The 16,860-nt window shown below is 73.7% G+C and carries 14 protein-coding genes; 1 reads left to right on the top strand and 13 read right to left on the bottom strand.

Annotation, left to right across the window (positions count from 1 at the left end; genetic code table 11):
* Positions 1–10: 10 nt before the first annotated feature.
* From ACI79U_RS10770 to ACI79U_RS10710, 13 genes are all read right to left on the bottom strand, one after another.
* Positions 11–943, bottom strand: a complete 933-nt coding sequence (locus tag ACI79U_RS10770; protein WP_457068229.1) for an LppW family protein — start codon at positions 941–943, stop codon at positions 11–13.
* A 58-nt stretch (positions 944–1,001) separates the two neighbouring features.
* Complete coding sequence (gene mnhG / locus ACI79U_RS10765) at positions 1,002–1,493, bottom strand: monovalent cation/H(+) antiporter subunit G (RefSeq protein ID WP_457068232.1); 492 nt, start codon at positions 1,491–1,493, stop codon at positions 1,002–1,004.
* Complete coding sequence (locus ACI79U_RS10760) at positions 1,490–1,831, bottom strand: monovalent cation/H+ antiporter complex subunit F (protein WP_457068234.1); 342 nt, start codon at positions 1,829–1,831, stop codon at positions 1,490–1,492. Before ACI79U_RS10760 ends, mnhG begins: the two co-directional genes overlap by 4 nt.
* Positions 1,828–2,415, bottom strand: coding sequence for a Na+/H+ antiporter subunit E (locus ACI79U_RS10755; RefSeq protein WP_457068237.1), 588 nt, complete (start codon positions 2,413–2,415; stop codon positions 1,828–1,830). The genes ACI79U_RS10760 and ACI79U_RS10755 overlap by 4 nt, the downstream gene beginning before the upstream one ends.
* A complete protein-coding gene (locus ACI79U_RS10750; protein ID WP_457068239.1) occupies positions 2,412–4,178 on the bottom strand; it encodes a Na+/H+ antiporter subunit D in 1,767 nt (588 codons plus the stop codon). Before ACI79U_RS10750 ends, ACI79U_RS10755 begins: the two co-directional genes overlap by 4 nt.
* Positions 4,175–4,717 (bottom strand): Na(+)/H(+) antiporter subunit C, encoded by a 543-nt coding sequence (locus ACI79U_RS10745; protein ID WP_457068241.1) that lies wholly within the window; start codon positions 4,715–4,717, stop codon positions 4,175–4,177. Before ACI79U_RS10745 ends, ACI79U_RS10750 begins: the two co-directional genes overlap by 4 nt.
* Positions 4,714–7,602, bottom strand: coding sequence for a Na+/H+ antiporter subunit A (locus tag ACI79U_RS10740; protein ID WP_457068244.1), 2,889 nt, complete (start codon positions 7,600–7,602; stop codon positions 4,714–4,716). The genes ACI79U_RS10745 and ACI79U_RS10740 overlap by 4 nt, the downstream gene beginning before the upstream one ends.
* Positions 7,603–7,825: 223 nt before the next feature.
* Complete coding sequence (locus ACI79U_RS10735; RefSeq protein ID WP_457068246.1) at positions 7,826–9,682, bottom strand: ABC-F family ATP-binding cassette domain-containing protein; 1,857 nt, start codon at positions 9,680–9,682, stop codon at positions 7,826–7,828.
* Between the two features lie 59 nt (positions 9,683–9,741).
* Complete coding sequence (locus ACI79U_RS10730) at positions 9,742–10,386, bottom strand: dihydrofolate reductase family protein (protein WP_457068248.1); 645 nt, start codon at positions 10,384–10,386, stop codon at positions 9,742–9,744.
* Positions 10,387–10,455: 69 nt separating this feature from the next.
* Positions 10,456–11,358: a transglutaminase family protein gene (locus ACI79U_RS10725; protein WP_457068250.1), complete on the bottom strand. Its 903-nt coding sequence runs from the start codon at positions 11,356–11,358 to the stop codon at positions 10,456–10,458.
* Positions 11,359–11,362: 4 nt separating this feature from the next.
* Positions 11,363–12,313, bottom strand: coding sequence for an alpha-E domain-containing protein (locus ACI79U_RS10720; protein WP_457068253.1), 951 nt, complete (start codon positions 12,311–12,313; stop codon positions 11,363–11,365).
* Entirely contained in the window at positions 12,307–13,983 is a 1,677-nt protein-coding gene (locus ACI79U_RS10715; RefSeq protein WP_457072645.1) for a circularly permuted type 2 ATP-grasp protein, read from the bottom strand. Before ACI79U_RS10715 ends, ACI79U_RS10720 begins: the two co-directional genes overlap by 7 nt.
* A 190-nt stretch (positions 13,984–14,173) precedes the next feature.
* A complete protein-coding gene (locus ACI79U_RS10710) occupies positions 14,174–15,202 on the bottom strand; it encodes a LacI family DNA-binding transcriptional regulator (protein WP_457068257.1) in 1,029 nt (342 codons plus the stop codon).
* Positions 15,203–15,400: 198 nt separating this feature from the next.
* Here ACI79U_RS10710 and ACI79U_RS10705 point away from each other — a divergent pair, with 198 nt between their 5' ends.
* The gene (locus ACI79U_RS10705) at positions 15,401–16,720 is read left to right on the top strand and encodes an ABC transporter substrate-binding protein (protein WP_457068259.1); all 1,320 of its coding nucleotides are present in this window, start codon (positions 15,401–15,403) and stop codon (positions 16,718–16,720) included.
* Positions 16,721–16,860 lie beyond the last annotated feature (140 nt).

Raw genomic sequence — 16,860 nt, 5'->3', positions numbered from 1 at the left:
GGCACGGCCCTCAGGCCGTGCCGGCCACCAGCGCCGCCGCGGCGTCGTCGACGGCGCGGCGCAGCTGCGCCCAGGTCGACGACGTCGGCGCCTCGGACAGCAGGACGGCGATCCGCCCGTCGGCCAGCACCCCCACCGAGTGCAGGTGCCGCCGACCGTCCACGCAGCACATCCACCCCTGCTTGACCGCCGCGCCGGTGCCCGGCCCGGCCGCGAAGAAGCCGAACCGCTGGTCGAACCCGTCCGCCGCCCGGGCCGTGGCTCCCCGCATCCACTCCAGCAGGGTGTCCGCGCCCGGCGCGACCGGTGGCACGGTGAGTGCGGCGAGGAAGCGCGCGCCGTCCGCGGCGCTGGTCGGTGCCTCGCCCCACTGGCCCGGCACCTCCGGTGGGGCGGTGGCGGTCAGCCCGAACTCCGCCGCCGCGTCCGCCACCAGGCGGGCTCCGTCGTGGTCCACCCAGAGCCGGCTCATCGCCCGGTCGTCGGAGACGGTGATCGCCCGCTCCATCCGCTCCCGGTCGGCCGGGCCGAGCGTCAGCACCCCGGCCGCCGACCGGTCGAGCAGCTGCTGCACCACCAGCAGCTTGGCCAGTGAGGCGCTGGGCACCGGCCGGTCGGCGGCCGAGGTGGCCAGCAGCCGCTGCCCGCCCTCGTCCAGCACCACCGCGTTCAGCGAGGCAGCGGCGGGGGCGGCGATGACGTGGAGCGCGGTCAGCACGGCGGCCTTCTCGACCACCCGGGGCGTGGGGAACGGACCGAAGGGTCCCCGGGCGGCGTCCCGCTCCGGCTGGCGGGCCGGCACCTCGGGGGCCACGGTGACGGCCACCTCCGCCGCCGAGCCCGGGGTGCGGAGTGCATCGCCCACCAGCAGGGTGGCCACGAGTGCGCCCGCGGTCAGCGCGCCGGCCACCGCGCCGCCCGCCTGCCGGATCCGACCGGTCATGCACCCATGGTGCGCCGTCCGGTTGCCCTCCGCTGGATGCTGGCGGCAACCGGGCGGCTCAGCCGATCGCGGTCGGGCGGGTGTCCTCGGCTTGGGCGTCGCTGGGCTGGGTGTCGTCGGCCGTGTGGGTCCCGGTCGGAGGATCGGTGGGGGCGTCGGCGGGCTGGTCCCCGCTCATCCCCTCCTCACCCGCGCGCAGTTCGGCCCCGCGCACTGCGACCCCGAGCTCGTCGACGAGCAGCAGGTCGCGGTCGACGTGCCGGCGCCGGTAGGCCATGCGGCTGACCATGTGCGCGTTGACCGGCGCGGTGATCAGCTGGAACGCCGCGACCAGCAGGAGCATCCAGGTCGCCGACCAGCCGGAGAGCCGGATCGCACCACCGACCATGATCAGCAGCACGCCCATCACCTGCGGCTTGGTGCCCGCGTGCATCCGGGACAGGACGTCGGGGAACCTGAGCAGCCCGACCCCCGCGGTGAGGCAGAGGAACGCCCCCGTCAGCAGGCACGCCGCGGCGATCCAGTCGGCCACCGAGTCGAAGTCGTTCACGATCTCCCTCCGCCCTCGGGCTCGTCGAGCTGCGCGGCCGCCGGGGACACCCCGAGGTCCTCGTCGTCCGCCCCGGTGCGCAGCAGCATGCCGCCGACGTAGCGCGCCACGGAGACGGCGCCCACGAAGACGAGCAGGGCGACGACCACCAGCACCGGGACGACCGTCGGGTCGCGGTCCAGTGCCGCGTGCACCGCGAGGCCGGCCGTCACGATCACCAGGATGGTGTCGGTGGCCACCACCCGGTCCAGCAGGGAGGGACCCAGCGCCAGCCGCACCATCGCCAGCACCGCGCCCAGCCCCAGCATCCCGTAGATCACGGCCACGACCACGCTCATCGGCCGGGCTCCGCGGTGGCGGGGGTGGAGCCGCCCGGGGTGGGTTCCCGGTCCAGCCGCGCGATGTCCTCCGCCGATCCGAAGGCACGCACCACCCGCCGCTCCGTCGCCAGCACGTCCGCGCGCTGGCGTTCGACGTCGGCCTCGCTGCCGACGTCCAGCACGTGGACGCCCAGGGCCATCCGCCGCCGGTCCAGGTCCAGCACCATGGACCCGGGGACCAGCGTGAGGGTCTGTGCGATGACGCTGAGCAGCAGGTCGGAATCGGTGCGCAGCTGCACCAGGATGACCGCGCTCTGCCGGATGCCGCTGGGCCGCAGCGTCTGCCACGCGACCTGGGCGCTGGACACCGTGAGGTTCACCAGGAAGTGGCCGAGGAAGTACAGCGCCGCCACCGGGTGCAGCCGCGCGCCGCCGACGACCGCGGGCAGCGGGAGGAGCACGGTCACCGCCAGGGCGACCACCAACCCGGAGATGAGGTTCGCCCAGGACCAGGTGCCCCACAGCAGGATCCAGATCAGCACCAGCCAGACCAGCAGCGGGGCCCGGTGCCGCACCCGCTGGCCGGGGGCCTCGAGCGTCACCGGTACACCTCCTCACCGTTGACTGCCTCGATGTAGGGCGTCCGCTCCCGCAGGTCACCGGCGGCCCGCTGCGTCATCCCGTACAGCGGACCGGCGATCACCGTGAGGCCGACGGTGAGCGCGACCATCGCCGTGGTGGCCGCCAGCATCACCGCGGGGAGCGGTCGCGTCGACGCCCGGGCGTCCTCGGCCCCACCCCTCGGCTGGCCCGCACCCCCGCCGGGTGCTCCCGTCGCCACGGCGACGTGCCGCTGCCAGGCACCGCGACGGCCCGTCCGGCGGACCTCGGTGGTGGAGGTCGCCCCGCGGACCAGGGCCTCGGGCAGCACGTCCTCGGCCGGCCCGTCGCCGCCCGCGGCGGGGTCGTCGGGGCCGTCGTCCGGACCGTCGTCCGGCCCCGCGTCGCGGGCCGCGGCGGCTGCGGTGTCCGCCGACGCGGCCTGCGTCGGCGGCCGCCAGAACGCCCGGGTCCACACCCGGGACATCGCCACCAGGGTGAGGAGGCTGGTCACCACCGCACCGCCCACCAGCACGTACACCTGCCAGCCGCCCACGGCGACGCCGGCGTCGAGCAGTCCCACCTTGCCGATGAAGCCGGAGAACGGGGGGATGCCGGCCAGGTTCATCGCCGGCACGAAGAAGAGCACCGCCAGCACGGGGGATGCGGTGGCGAGCCCACCGAGGCGGGCCGTCGACGTCGTGCCGCCCCGCCGCTCGATGAGTCCGGCGACCAGGAAGAGCGTCGTCTGGATGGCGATGTGGTGGACGACGTAGAAGATCGCGCCGGCCAGGCCGGCCGTGGTCGCCAGCGCGATCCCGAAGACCATGTAGCCGATGTGGCTGACCAGCGTGAAGGACAGGATGCGCCGGACGTCGGTCTGCGCCACCGCGCCCAGGATGCCGACCACCATGGTGGCCAGGGCGGCCCACATGAGCACGTCGTCGAGCGCGCCGCCGGGGAACAGCAGGGTCTGCGTGCGGATGATGGCGTAGACACCGACCTTGGTGAGCAGCCCGGCGAAGACGGCGGTGACCGGGGCCGGCGCGGTCGGGTAGCTGTCGGGCAGCCAGGCCGATAGCGGGAAGACCGCCGCCTTGATGCCGAAGGCGATCAGCAGCAGCGCCTGCAGCATGAGCTGGGTGCCGTCCGGGAGCTCGGCCAGCCGGCCGGCCAGCTGGGCGAGGTTCACCGTTCCGGTCGCGGCGTAGACCAGCGCGATCGAGGCGAGGAAGAGCAGCGAGCTGAGCAGGCTCACCACGACGTAGGTGATGCCGGCCCGGATTCTCGGTGCCGAGCCGCCCAGGGTGAGGAGCACGTAGCTGGAGGTCAGCAGGACCTCGAAGCCCACGTAGAGGTTGAACAGGTCCCCGGCGAGGAAGGCGTAGCTCACGCCGGCGATCAGCACGAGGAACGTCGGGTGGAAGATCGACAGCGGGGTCTCCTCGTCGCCGTCGGCCGTGCCCTGGCCCACGGCGAACACGAGCACCCCCAGCCCGACCGTGCTGGCCACCACCAGCATCAGCGCCGAGAGGCGGTCGACCACGAGCATGATCGCCACCGGGACCGGCCAGTCACCGACGGCGACCGCGGCCGCGCCCTGGGCGTCGGCGATGAGCAGCAGGGCGACCGAGACACCCACCACCGCGGCCAGCACCACGATGCTGACCGTGCGCTGGATGCGTGGGTGCCGGCCGACCAGCAGGGCGGCAGCCGCCCCCAGCAGCGGCAGCAGCACCGGCAGCGGTGCGAGGGTGCCGATCACTGCTCGCCCCGCCGGGTCGGGGGGAGCCCGATGTCGTCGGCGGCGAACTCGCCGTACCGCTGCGCCAGTTGCTGCTCCACGTCGACCTCGGACTGCAGGGTGTTGCCCTTCCCGGCCGGCCGGTCCTGCGGGGCGAGCTGGTCGGGCTCGATGTCGTCGGGGTCCATGTCGTCGGCGTCCATGCCCTGCCGGGCAGCCACCCGCCGGTCCTCCTCGTCGATCTCGATGACCTCCTGCCGGACCAGCCGCCACGACCGGTGCACCATCGCCAGCAGGAAGGCGGTGACGCCGAACGTGATCACGATCGCGGTGAGCACCAGGGCCTGGGGCAGCGGGTCGCTCATCTCCTCGGCCTCGGCGTAACCGAAGATCGGGGAGAGCCCGGTCCGGCCGCTGGCGGACAGCAGCAGCAGGTTCGTCGCGTTGCCCAGCAGGATGAAGCCGAGGATCACCCGGGTCAGGCTGCGGTCGAGCAGCAGGTAGACGCCCGCCGCATAGAGGCCTCCGATGACGACCGGGAGCACGATGGTGGGGGTCATCGGGCGATCACCTCCTCGGGAGCGGTCTCGATCGGGTCCTGCTCGTCCTCCTGCCGGTCCTGCTCGGCACCCAGGCTGCGGAGCACGTCGAGGACCAGTCCGACGACGATGAGGTAGACGCCGATGTCGAAGAACAGGGCGGTGGGCAGGCTCACGTGGCCGAGCACCGCGACGTCGGTCTCCAGGTAGGCGGACTCGAGCACCGCACCGCCCAGCAGCAGGCCGGCCAGCCCGGTGCCCCCGGCGAGCAGCAGGCCGCTCCCGAGCAGCAGCCCCGGGGCGACGGGGGCCGCCTCACCGAGCTCGTAGCGCCCACCGGCCAGGTACCGGAGCACCAGGGCCAGCCCGGCCACCAGCCCGCCGGCGAAGCCGCCACCGGGCTGGTTGTGCCCGGAGAACAGCAGGAAGAGCGAGAACACGACGATGGGGTGGAACAGGAAGCGGGTGGCCACCTCGAGCACCACCGAACGCCGCTGGGGTGCCAGGGTCGACGTCGCCGCGAGCCACCGGCTCTTCGGCGCCCGCCGGGCGGTGACCGGGTCGTCCCCGGTCGTCTGCTCCTCCCCCGGCCGGTCGACCGCGCCGGTCCGGCTGCGGAGGAAGACCAGGCTCGCCACGCCGGTGGCCGCCACGACGAGCACGGAGAGCTCGCCGAGGGTGTCCCAGGCACGGATGTCGACGAGGATGACGTTGACGACGTTCTCCCCGTGCCCCTCCTCCAGGGCGAGCTCCGGGATGTCGGTGGAGGCCGGCGTGGCCGTGCGGGCGCTCAGCGCCGCGGCGCCGACCCCGGCCATCAGCACGCCGACGGAGACCGCCAGCACCCCCCGGATCGTCCGCTCGGCGGGGCGGTGCCGCTCGCTGATGTCCTTGGGGAGCCGGCGGAGCACCAGCACGAAGACCACCAGGCTGAGCGTCTCGACCAGGAACTGGGTCAGCGCGAGGTCCGGGGCGCCGTGCAGCACGAACAGCACCGCCAGCCCGTAGCCGGTCACGCCGACGACGAGCACCGCCGACAGCCGCTGCCGGATCGGCACGGCCACGGCCGCGGCGATCACCACCACCGCACCCACCAGCGCCTGCAGCGGGGAGTCCCAGGCACGCCACTCCTGCGGCCAGGGCGCCTGGAAGAGCAGCACCGACCCGGGCAGCACCAGGACGACGACGAGGATGGTGCCCAGGTAGGCGGGCAGCGACCCGCGCTGCGTCGTCCCGGTGACCAGGACCGCGAGCCGGTCGAGCGCCTGGAGGGTGTTCCAGTAGCCCTCGTCGGCGGAGGCGCCCACGGCCAGCCGGTGCTGCAGCCGGGTGAACTGCGCGCGCAGGAAGAAGATCGCGGCGCCACCGAGCAGGGTGACCGCGGAGAGCGCGAGGGCGGGCTGCAGGCCGTGCCACAGCGCCAGGTGCTCGGACTCGGGGGCGATCAGCGGCAGGGTCTCGGCGTAGCGGACCACCAGGTGGTCCAGCAGCGGGCTGGCCGGACCGGCGGCGAGCCCGGCCAGCGCCAGCACGGCCGGCGCGGCCAGGAACAGCGGCCCGGGGTGGTGCTCCAGCTCCGCCGGCGCGGTGTCCGGCAGCTCCGGCTTGCGGGCGAACGCACCCCACAGGAACCGGGCGCAGTAGGCGGCGGTGAACACCGAGCCGAGCACCAGACCGACCAGGACGACGACGGCGGTGACCCGGTCGGGCAGCCCGCCCTCCCACAGTGCGGTGAACGCGGCCTCCTTGCCGACGAACCCCAGGAACGGTGGCAGGCCGACCAGGCTGGCGGCGGCCAGCGTGCCGATGCCCGCGAGCACCGGCATCCGGCGGCCCAGGCCGGACAGCAGCCGCAGGTCGCGGACCCCGGTCGCGTGGTCGACCACCCCGACGGTGAGGAACAGCGTCGACTTGCTCAGCGCGTGCGCGATGGTCATGGCCAGACCGGCCGCGGCCAGCTCCTCGCTGCCGGCGCCGACCATGGTGATCAGGAAGCCGAGCTGGCTGACCGTGCTGAAGGCCAGCAGCAGCTTGAGGTCGTTCTGCCGCAGCGAGCGCCAGCCGCCGATCAGCATGGTGGCCACACCCAGGCCCAGCACGATCGGCCGCCAGCCGGGGACGTCGGCGAAGCCGGGGGCCAGCCGGGCGACCAGGTAGATGCCGGCCTTGACCATCGCCGCCGCGTGCAGGTAGGCGCTGACCGGGGTCGGCGCCTCCATCGCGGCGGGCAGCCAGAAGTGGAAGGGCACCATCGCCGACTTGGTCACCGCGCCGGCCAGGACCAGCACCGTGCCGACCACCAGCACCGGACCGCTGCCCGGGTCGGCGACGATCTCCGACAGCAGCCGGCTGCCGCTGGCGAAGGAGATCATCAGCAGCCCGACCAGCATGGCCAGGCCCCCGGCGGTGGTGAGCAGCAGCGCCTGGCTGGCCGCCCGCCGTCCGGCCAGCTTCCCCCCCGAGCCGCCGATCAGCAGGAACGAGAAGACGGTGGTGAGCTCCCAGAAGACGTAGAGCACCAGCACGTCGTCGGCCAGCACCAGGCCCAGCATCGAGCCCGCGAAGGCGGTCATCACGCCGGCGAACCGGCCCACGCCCTCCTCGTCGGGCTCGAAGTAGCGCGCGCAGTACACCAGCACCAGCGCGCCGACCCCGGTGACCAGGGCGGCGAAGGTGAGCGACAGGGCGTCCAGCCGCAGCGCGATCTGCAGGTCCAGCGCGGGGATCCAGGAGACGGTCTCGCGGATCTCGTCCCCGTCGATCACGGTCCCCAGCCGGGTCAGCACCCAGCCGAAGGCCACGCCCGGGACCAGGGCGAGGGCGAGGAAGGCCTGCCGCCCCCACCACCGCACGAGCAGCGGCGCGACCACCGCGGCAGCGAGGTGGAGGATCAGCAGCAGGCCCAACGGGTCCCTTCCGGTCGTCGTCGGCCGGGCGTGCGGGTGCACGCACCGCTGTTCGGCGCGATCGAATCGTTGCGCCCCATCTTCCCGGCGACCGCCGCTCCCGGCGACTCGAGGCGATCTTCACCGGCGCGGGCCGCGTTCCCCACCCCGATGCCCGTTCGTCGGCCCCGGTGCAGGGCCCCGCGGCGAGCCTGCGAGCCGTGGGGGGCACCGGGGTCCTTCCTCAGCCCTCGGCGATCTCCGCCGCGGCCAGCCAGTCGGTCTCGACCTGCTCCTTCTCCGCCTGCACCGCCCGCAGCTGCGCGTCCAGCTCGGCGGCCTTCGCGTAGTCGGTGGCGGCCGCGGCCAGCTGCTCGTGCAGCTTCTTCTCGTCGCCGTCCAGCTTGAGCATCCGGCGCTCCAGGCGGGACGCCTCCTTGCGGGCGGTCCGGGCGTCCGCGGCGCTGTGCGCGGGCGCCGGGGTGCTGCCGATCGGCGCCGCCGCACCCGACCCCGGCAGCGCGGCCTCCCCGGCAGCGCGCCGCCGCAGGTACTCCTCCACCCCGCCGGGCAGTGCGGCCAGCGAGCCGTCGCCCATCAGCGCGACCACCGAGTCGCAGACCCGGTCGACGAAGTACCGGTCGTGGCTGACCACCAGCACCGTGCCGGGGAAGCTGTCGAGCAGGTCCTCCAGCGCGGTCAGGGTGTCGATGTCCAGGTCGTTGGTCGGCTCGTCGAGCAGCAGCACGTTCGGCTCGGCCATCAGCAGCCGGAGCAGCTGCAGCCGGCGCCGCTCGCCACCGGAGAGGTCGCCCACCGGCGTCCACTGCCGGTTCGCCGCGAACCCGAAGCGCTCGGCGAGCGTGGAGGCGGAGATCTCCTGGTTGCCGATCTTCGCGATCCGGGCGACGTCCTGCACCGCCTCGAGCACCCGCTGCCGCGGGTCGAGCTCGGTGACGTGCTGGGACAGGTACGCCTGAGCCACCGTCTGGCCGACGACGACCTTGCCGGCGTCCGGCTGCACCTCGCCGACCAGCAGCTTGAGCAGCGAGGTCTTGCCCGCGCCGTTCACCCCGACGACGCCGATCCGGTCGCCCGGGCCGACGTGCCAGGTCAGGTCGCGGAACAGCGTGCGCTCGGCGGGCGCCGCCGGGTCCGCGGGACCGGCCGGGTCGGCGTCGTCGTCCACCGGGCCGCGGCCGCGCACCGTGTAGGTGACGTCCTCGACGTCGTAGACCGTCTTGCCGAGCCGACGCGCGGCGAAGCCGGCCAGCGCCATGGTGTCGCGCGCGGGCGGCTCGTCGGCGATCAGCGCCTGGGCGGCCTCGATCCGGAACTTCGGCTTGCTGGTGCGGGCCGGCGGGCCACGGCGCAGCCAGGCCAGCTCCTTGCGCACCAGGTTGAGCCGGCGCTCCTCGGTCACGTTGGCGATCCGGGACCGCTCGGCCCGGGCCAGCGTGTAGGCCGAGTAGCCACCCTCGTAGGCGTGCACCGCGCCGTCGGCGACCTCCCACGTGGTGGTGGAGACCTCGTCGAGGAACCAGCGGTCGTGGGTGACGACGATGAGGCCGCCGGTGCGGGCCTTCACGTACTCGGCCAGCCACGCGACGCCCTCGACGTCGAGGTGGTTGGTCGGCTCGTCGAGCACCAGCAGGTCCAGCGGGCGGATCAGCTGGGCGGCCAGCGCGACGCGGCGCCGTTCACCGCCGGACATCGGGGCGACCGGGGAGTCCAGCCCCATCCGGTCCAGCTCCAGCCCGGTGAGCACCGAGCGGACGGCGGCGTCACCGGCCCACTCGTGCTCGGCGGCGAACCGGGAGGGCGGCAGCACGACGTCGCGCACCGTCGTCCCCGGCGGCAGGGTGCCGGTCTGGTCGAGCACGCCCATCGCCAGGTCGCCGCGGCGGGTGACCCGGCCCGAGTCCGGCTCCTGGGTGCCGGTGAGGACGCCGAGCAGGGTGGACTTGCCGCCCCCGTTGCGCCCGACCACGCCGATCCGTTCACCGGCGGCGACGCCGAGGGAGACGTCGTCCAGGATCACCGTCGTCCCGTGGGCCTTCGACACCCGCTCGAGGTTGACCAGGTTCAGGGGTGCGCTCATCGCCGACCAGCATCCCAGGTCCACCGCCGGCGGCCGTCGGCTGCCCGCGGCAGCGGGTGTCAGCGCCGCCAGAACAGGTGGTGGGTCACCCCGCTCGGGCTGGGCACGACCTCGTGGTGGAACCGGTCGCCCAGCTCGTCGGGTGAGGTCCACAACCGGGAGCCCGCGCCGATCTCCACCGGGGCGACGGCGACGTGCAGGGTGTCGACCAGGTCGGCGTCCAGGAACTGCCGGATGGAGGTCGCCCCGCCGCCGAGCCGGACGTCCCGGCCGCCGGCCGCCGCCTTTGCCTGCGCCAGGACCGTGGCCGGATCGCCGCCGACGAAGTGGAACGTGGTGTCCGACAGGGTGAACGAGGGACGCGGGTGGTGCGTCAGCACGAACACCGGCGTGTGGAACGGCGGCTCGTCGCCCCACCAGCCCTGCCACTCGTGGTCGGTCCACGGTCCGCGCTGCGGCCCGAACTTGTTCCGGCCCATGATCTCGGCGCCGATGTTGCGGGTGAACTCACGCATGAAGTGGTCGTCCAGGCCGCGGGTGCCGCCGGGCTCGGTGCGGTTCGGCCAGCTCGCGGTGGCGAAGGCCCAGGCACCCAGCACCGCCGGGTCGGCGTGGCCGAACGGCCGCTCGAGGCTCTGCCCCTCCCCGGCGCCGAACCCGTCGCTGGACAGCATGACGTTGTGGACCCTGAGCAGTTGCGACACGGGACTCTCCTCGGACTCGTCGGTGCCAGGACAGACCACCGCAGGCCGCGGAACTCATCGCCGTCCGGCTCAGGCCAGCCGGGTGACCTCCACCGTCACGCTGTGCCCCTCGCTGCCCGGGCCGGAGAAGATGCCCTTGAGCGGCGGCACGTCGGAGTAGTCGCGCCCCCGGCCCAGGGTGACGTGCCGCGGCCCGACCGCCACCGAGTTGGTCGGGTCGTAGCCGGACCACCCGCCGTCCCACCACTCGACCCAGGCGTGGCTCTCCCCGGTGACCGCCTGGCCGATGCCGGCGTCGCGCGTGGGGTGCAGGTACCCGGAGACGTAGCGGGCCGGCAGCCCCAGCGCGCGCAGCAGGCCGATCGACACGTGCGAGATGTCCTGGCAGACGCCCTTGCCGTGGGTCCACGCCTGCATCGCGTTGGTCTTCACGTTGGTCGCGCCGGAGAGGTACTCGATGTGCTCCCGGACGAACCGGCAGACCACGTGCCCGGCCTCGCGCGGCCCGGCGTCACCGACCGCGGCGCGCACCGCGCGGACCACCGGGGCGTCCATCGCGGTCAGCGTCGTCGGCCGCAGCATCTCGCCGAAGCGGTCCAGCACGTCCGGCGTCGCCAGCTCCGCCCAGCCGACCGGGTCGGGCAGGTGCGGCTCCGGCCCGGCCTCGACCACCGACGTCGCGGTGACCACCAGCTCGGTGTGCGGGCCGTGCAGGTCGAAGGCGGTGACGGTCGCACCCCAGTAGTCGCGGTAGGCGAGCACCGTGGCGGCCGGCTCGATCTCCACCCGGGAGCGGAGCGTGGTCTGCCGGGTGCTGTTCTCCGGGGTCATTCGCGCCTCGTTGTACGAGGAGCGGACCGGGCCGGCGTAGCGGAAGGCACTGCGGTGCACGATCTGCAGCCGCCACCGGTCGGCACCGACCCGGGTGGGCACGGCCTGCACCGGGGAGTGCTGGGTCTGGAACTGGGTCATGGACTCAGACCGCCCCTTCGGGCACCCACACCTGGGGCGCCTGTTCGGTGAAGAACCGCGTGGTGACGGCCTCGCTGGCGGTCGAGCTCATCCGCTGCAGCTCGTCGAGGCGGGCCGGCAGGGTCGCCAGGATCTCGTCGGTCTGCATGAACTCCAGCATGGTCCGCGCCCGGCCGACGATCCGGTGCGCCTCGCCGGCGACGCCGATCCGGTGCCCCTCCCGCACGTTGGCCCGCTCCAGCTCGGCGAGGCAGCCCTCGGCCTGCTCGAGCGCGGCGAACACCGAGCGGGGGAACAACCGGTCCAGCAGCAGGAACTCCGCGGCCCGGCTGGAGTTCACCGCGCCGCGGTAGGTGCGCAGGTAGGGCTCGTAGGCGCCGGTGGAGCGCAGCACCAGCGTCCAGGACGGCGCCGAGTCACCGGCCAGCACGCGGGTGGAGAGCATCCGGGCGGTCATGTCCACGCGTTCCAGCGACCGGCCGAGGATCAGGAACAGCCAGCTCTCGTCGCGGCTCATCGTGGCGTCGGCCAGCCCGAAGACCATCGCCGAGCGCTCGCGGACGAACCGGAACAGCGAGTGCGGCCCGTAGCGGCGGGCCATCGTGCGCTGCTGGGGCAGCGCGTTGTGCGTGACGTTGAGCGACTCCCAGATCTCCGCCGACAGCACCTCGCGGGCACCGCGGGCGTTCTCCCGGGCCGCCGAGAGCGCGCCGACGATCGAGCTCGGGCTGGCCCGGTCGAAGGCGAGCGTCGCCAGCACCCGCTCGGTGTCGGCCTCGGACTCCGCGCAGGGCGCGCCCATCAGCGCGAGCAGGTTGGCGCAGGCCCGGCGCTCGTCGATCCACGGGTCCTCGACCAGCCGCTGGGTGTGCACGTCGAGGATCCGGGCGGTGTCGTCGGCGCGCTCCACGTACCGGCCGATCCAGAACAGCGACTCCGCGATCCGGCTCAGCATCCCGCGCTCCCCACCGCGCCGAGGTGGTCACTTCGGCGCCCCGGCCTCCCCTCCGAGCGCCCCGAGTTCGCCGAAGTGGCCACCTCGGTGCTGGTCCCTTGCTGCTGCTGCTGGGACTGGGCCAGGGCGTTGTCGTTGGGCGGGCCGGGGTCCTGCGCGGGCGGGTCGGCGGGCAGGTCGGCGGTGGTGAACTCGATCCGGGTGACGTCGTGCTCGGGCGCCGCCTCGGCCGCCGGCCGGGGCGGGGTGATCACCCAGGTGTCCTTGGAGCCGCCGCCCTGGCTGGAGTTCACCACCAGCTCGCCCTCCGGCAGCGCCACCCGGGTCAGCCCGCCGGGCAGTACCCAGACGTCGGAGCCGTCGTTGACCGCGAAGGGCCGCAGGTCGACGTGGCGGGGGGCGATCCGGCCGTCGATCAGCGTGGGCGACGTCGAGAGCCCGATCGGCTTCTGCGCGATCCAGTCCCGCGGGCTGCTGCGCACCTTGACCGCGAGCTCGGCCAGCGTCCGTTCGTCGGCCCGGGGCCCGATGACGATGCCCTTGCCACCGGAGCCGTCGACCGGCTTGAGCACCAGCTGGTCGACGTTGGCCAGCACCCACTCGACCACGTCGGGATCGTCGAGCCGGTGCGTCTCGGCGTTGGCCAGCACCGGCTCCTCGGCCAGGTAGTACCGGATCAGGTCGGGCACCCAGGTGTAGAGCAGCTTGTCGTCGGCGACGCCGTTGCCCACCGCGTTGGCGATGGTGACCCGCCCCGCCCGGGCGGCGTTGAGCACCCCGGCGCAGCCGATCACCGAGTCCGAGCGGAAGTGCACCGGGTCGAGGAACTCGTCGTCGATCCGCCGGTAGATGACGTCGACGCGCTGCTGCCCGTCCGTCGTCCGCATGCTCACCTGACCGCCGGAGCACACCAGGTCGCGGCCCTCGACCAGCTCGACGCCCATCTGCCGGGCCAGCAGGGCGTGCTCGAAGTAGGCGGAGTTGTAGACGCCGGGGGTCAGCAGCACGACGGTGGGGTCGGCGACCGACGGCGGGGCGGAGGCCTTGAGCGCGGCCAGCAGCCGGCCCGGGTAGTCCGCGACCGGCAGGATCCGGTGGTCGGCGAACAGCTCGGGCAGCACCTGGCTCATCGCCGCCCGGTTGGTGATCACGTAGCTGACCCCCGACGGCGAGCGGAGGTTGTCCTCCAGCACCCGGAAGTCACCGGCCTCGTCGCGCACCAGGTCGATGCCGCTGACGTGCACCCGGACGCCGTTGGGCGGCACCAGGCCGTGCGCGGCGCGGTGGAAGTGGGCGCTGGTGGTGACGACGCTGCGCGGCACGACCCCGTCGGCGAACACCTGGCCGGCGCCGTAGACGTCGGCCAGGAACGCCTCGAGCGCGTGCACCCGCTGGGTCACCCCGCGCTCGATCACCGACCACTCCGCCGCCCCGATCACCCGCGGCACGATGTCCAGCGGGAAGGGCTGCTCCTCACCGGCGTGCGCGAAGGTCACCCCGGCGTCGCGGTAGGTCTGGGAGAGGACGTCGGCGCGGGCGGCGAGCTCCTCGCCCGACATCGGCTGCAGCGAGCTGAAGAGCCCGGTGTACGGCGGCCTCGGCTGGGCCGGCGCCGCGAACATCTCGTCCCACTGCTGCCCGAGGGGGTAGCCGTCGAAGAGGTCCGCCATGCGACGAACCTAGACACGCCGTGTGTCCCGCGCGTTTCGGACGACCGGTGACGCGCGGGAACGCCCCCGGTGACGTGCTGGAACGGCCCCCTCGCAGGGGCCCGCCGCGAGCCAGGCGACCGGATGGAACGGCCCCGCTGCAGGGGCCCGCGCCGAGCTCGCGAGGCGCGGGGAGCAGCGGGGTCCTTCTTCAGGCGGAAGCCCGGCGGACCAGCTGGGTCGGCAGCACCCGGGACTCCGCGCGCTCGCCCTCGCCCTCGATCTGGCGCAGCAGCAGTTCGGTGAGCAGCGGGGTCATGTCGCCCAGCGGCTGGGCGACCGTGGTCAGCGGCGGGTCGCAGGTCGCGGCGACGGCGGCGTCGTCGAAGCCGACGACGGCGACGTCCTCGGGCACCCGGCGGCCCGCCGCCCGCAGCGCCCGCAGCGCACCGACGGCCATCGGGTCGGAGGCGACGAACACCGCGTCGAGGTCGGGGGCGTCCTCGAGCAGCTCGGCCATCGCCCGGGCGCCACCGGCCTCGGTGAAGTCGCCCTCCGCCACCAGCCGGGGCGCGGCCTCCACGCCGGCGGCCTGCAGCGCCGACCGCCACCCGTGCAGCCGGTCGACGCCGGCGATCATGTCCAGCGGGCCGGTGACCGTGCCGATGCGCCGCCGGCCGGTGCTGATCAGGTGCCGGGTGGCCAGCTCGGCGCCGCCCTGGTTGTCGGCGTCGACGTAGGCCAGCTCCCGGCCGTCGAAGGGCCGGCCGCAGAGCACCAGCGGGATGCCGGCCTCCTCGAGGATGCCCGGCAGCGGGTCGTCGCTGTGCACCGACATCAGGATCACGCCGTCGACGTGGCCCTGGCGGGCGTAGCGGCCGATCTTCTGCTGCTCGCGCTCGTCGCGAGCGGTGAGCAGCACCAGGTTGAGGTCGGTGTCGGCCAGGGTCGCCGACACCCCGCGCACGATGCTGGCGAAGAACGGGTCGCTGAACACCTGGGTGTTGGGCTCGTTGAGCACCAGCGCGATGGTGTCGGTGCGCCGGGTGACCAGGCTGCGCGCCATCCGGTTGGGGACGTAGCGCAGCTGCGCGACCGCCGACCGCACCGCCTCGCGGGCCTCCGGGCTCACCCGCGGCGAGTCGTTGATGACCCGGGAGACGGTGGCCCGCGACACGCCGGCGAGCACGGCGACCTCGTCCAGCGTCGGGGACGCCGGACGCGTGCTGGTGTCGGTCATCGGGCTCCAGTGCTCGGGGTGAGGTGTCCATGGTGCCTCGTGAGAGCGCTCCCGCACAGCCTCAGACCGTGTCCCAACCGTTACTTGACACTGGAAGGTGACCCACACCACTCTGTGCCGCACAGCCGTGAGAGCGTTCTCACACCCCGCAGCGGCCATGCATCGGAGCATCGCCCCGGGGTCTCCCCAGGAGGTCAGATGTCCCGTTCCACGCGAGGCAAGGCGGTGTTCGGGGCGGCGCTGGCCGCAGCCCTGCTGACCGCCGGTTGCGGCGGTTCCGGCGGTTCGAGCGCCAGCGCCGAGGACTACGACCCGGACGCCCCCGTCACCCTGACGGTCGGCACGTTCGGCACGATGGACTTCGACAACGCCGGTCTCTACGAGGAGTACATGGCGCTGCACCCGAACGTCACCATCAAGCAGAACAACGTCGCCCAGTCCGCGGCCTACTACAAGTCGCTGCAGACCCGGCTGGCCGCCAACTCCGGCCTCGACGACGTCCAGGCCCTGGAGATCGGCTTCATCGCCGACGTCGTGCGCAACCACGCCGACTCGTTCGTCGACTGGAGCCAGGAGGAGAACGCCGACGAGCTGGAGGGCAACTTCTACGACTGGAAGTGGGGCCAGGCCTCCACCCAGGACGGCGCCACGATCGCCCTCGGCACCGACACCGGCCCGCAGGCCATGTGCTACCGCAAGGACCTGTTCCAGCAGGCCGGCCTGCCCACCGAGCGCGAGGAGGTCGGGCAGCTGTGGACCAGCTGGGACGACTACCTCGACACCGCGCGCCAGTACAAGTCCACGACCAACGCCGCCTTCGTCGACAGCCCGGCGAGCATCTTCTCCTCCTCGGTCTACCAGGGCGACGTCGCCTACAACGACGAGGAGGGCAACCCCATCCCGGCGGAGAGCGACGGGGTCGAGACCGCCTGGGGCTACGCCAGCCAGGCCGCCGAGGAGGGGCTGACCGCCAACCTCAGCCAGTTCGGTGACGAGTGGAACGCCGCGTTCGCCAACGGCGCCTTCGCCACCATCGCCTGCCCGGCCTGGATGCTCGGCTACATCAACTCCCAGATGGGTGACGCCGGCGCCGGTCTGTGGGACATCGCCCCGCTGCCCGGCGCGGCCGAGTCGGGCAGCAACTGGGGCGGCTCGTTCCTGGCCGTCCCGGCCGACGGCCCGAACGTCGAGGCCGCGAAGGACCTGGTCGAGTGGCTGACCGCGCCGGAGCAGCAGGTGAAGATGTTCACCGAGGCGGCGCACTTCCCCTCCAGCCCGCAGGCGGCCGAGGACCCGGGCGTCCAGGACGCGGTGAACGAGTACTTCAGCGGCGCACCGACCGGCGCGATCTTCGGTGAGTCGGCGGCCAACATCCGCCGGACGCCGATCGGCCCGTACGACACCCAGATCCAGGAGGCCTTCACCACCGGCCTGACGGACATCGCCACCCGCGGGACCAGCCCCGACGACGCGTTCCAGGACGCTCTCGAGGCTGCCCAGCAGGCAATCGGCGGCTGAGCACCCCGCTCGGCACGCCGAACCGGACGCGGTGCCCGGGAGCGTCTCCCGCTCCCGGGCACCTGCACCGCTCCCGCCGACCGCACCGGCGGCGGGACCGGCTGCCCCGGCCGGGTCCCTGATCGAAGGACCCCTCGCCC

Source organism: Modestobacter sp. SYSU DS0904 (genome assembly GCF_054051115.1).
The sequence above is the reverse complement of the archived record's forward strand: the minus strand, read 5'-3'. Positions and strand labels throughout refer to the sequence as shown.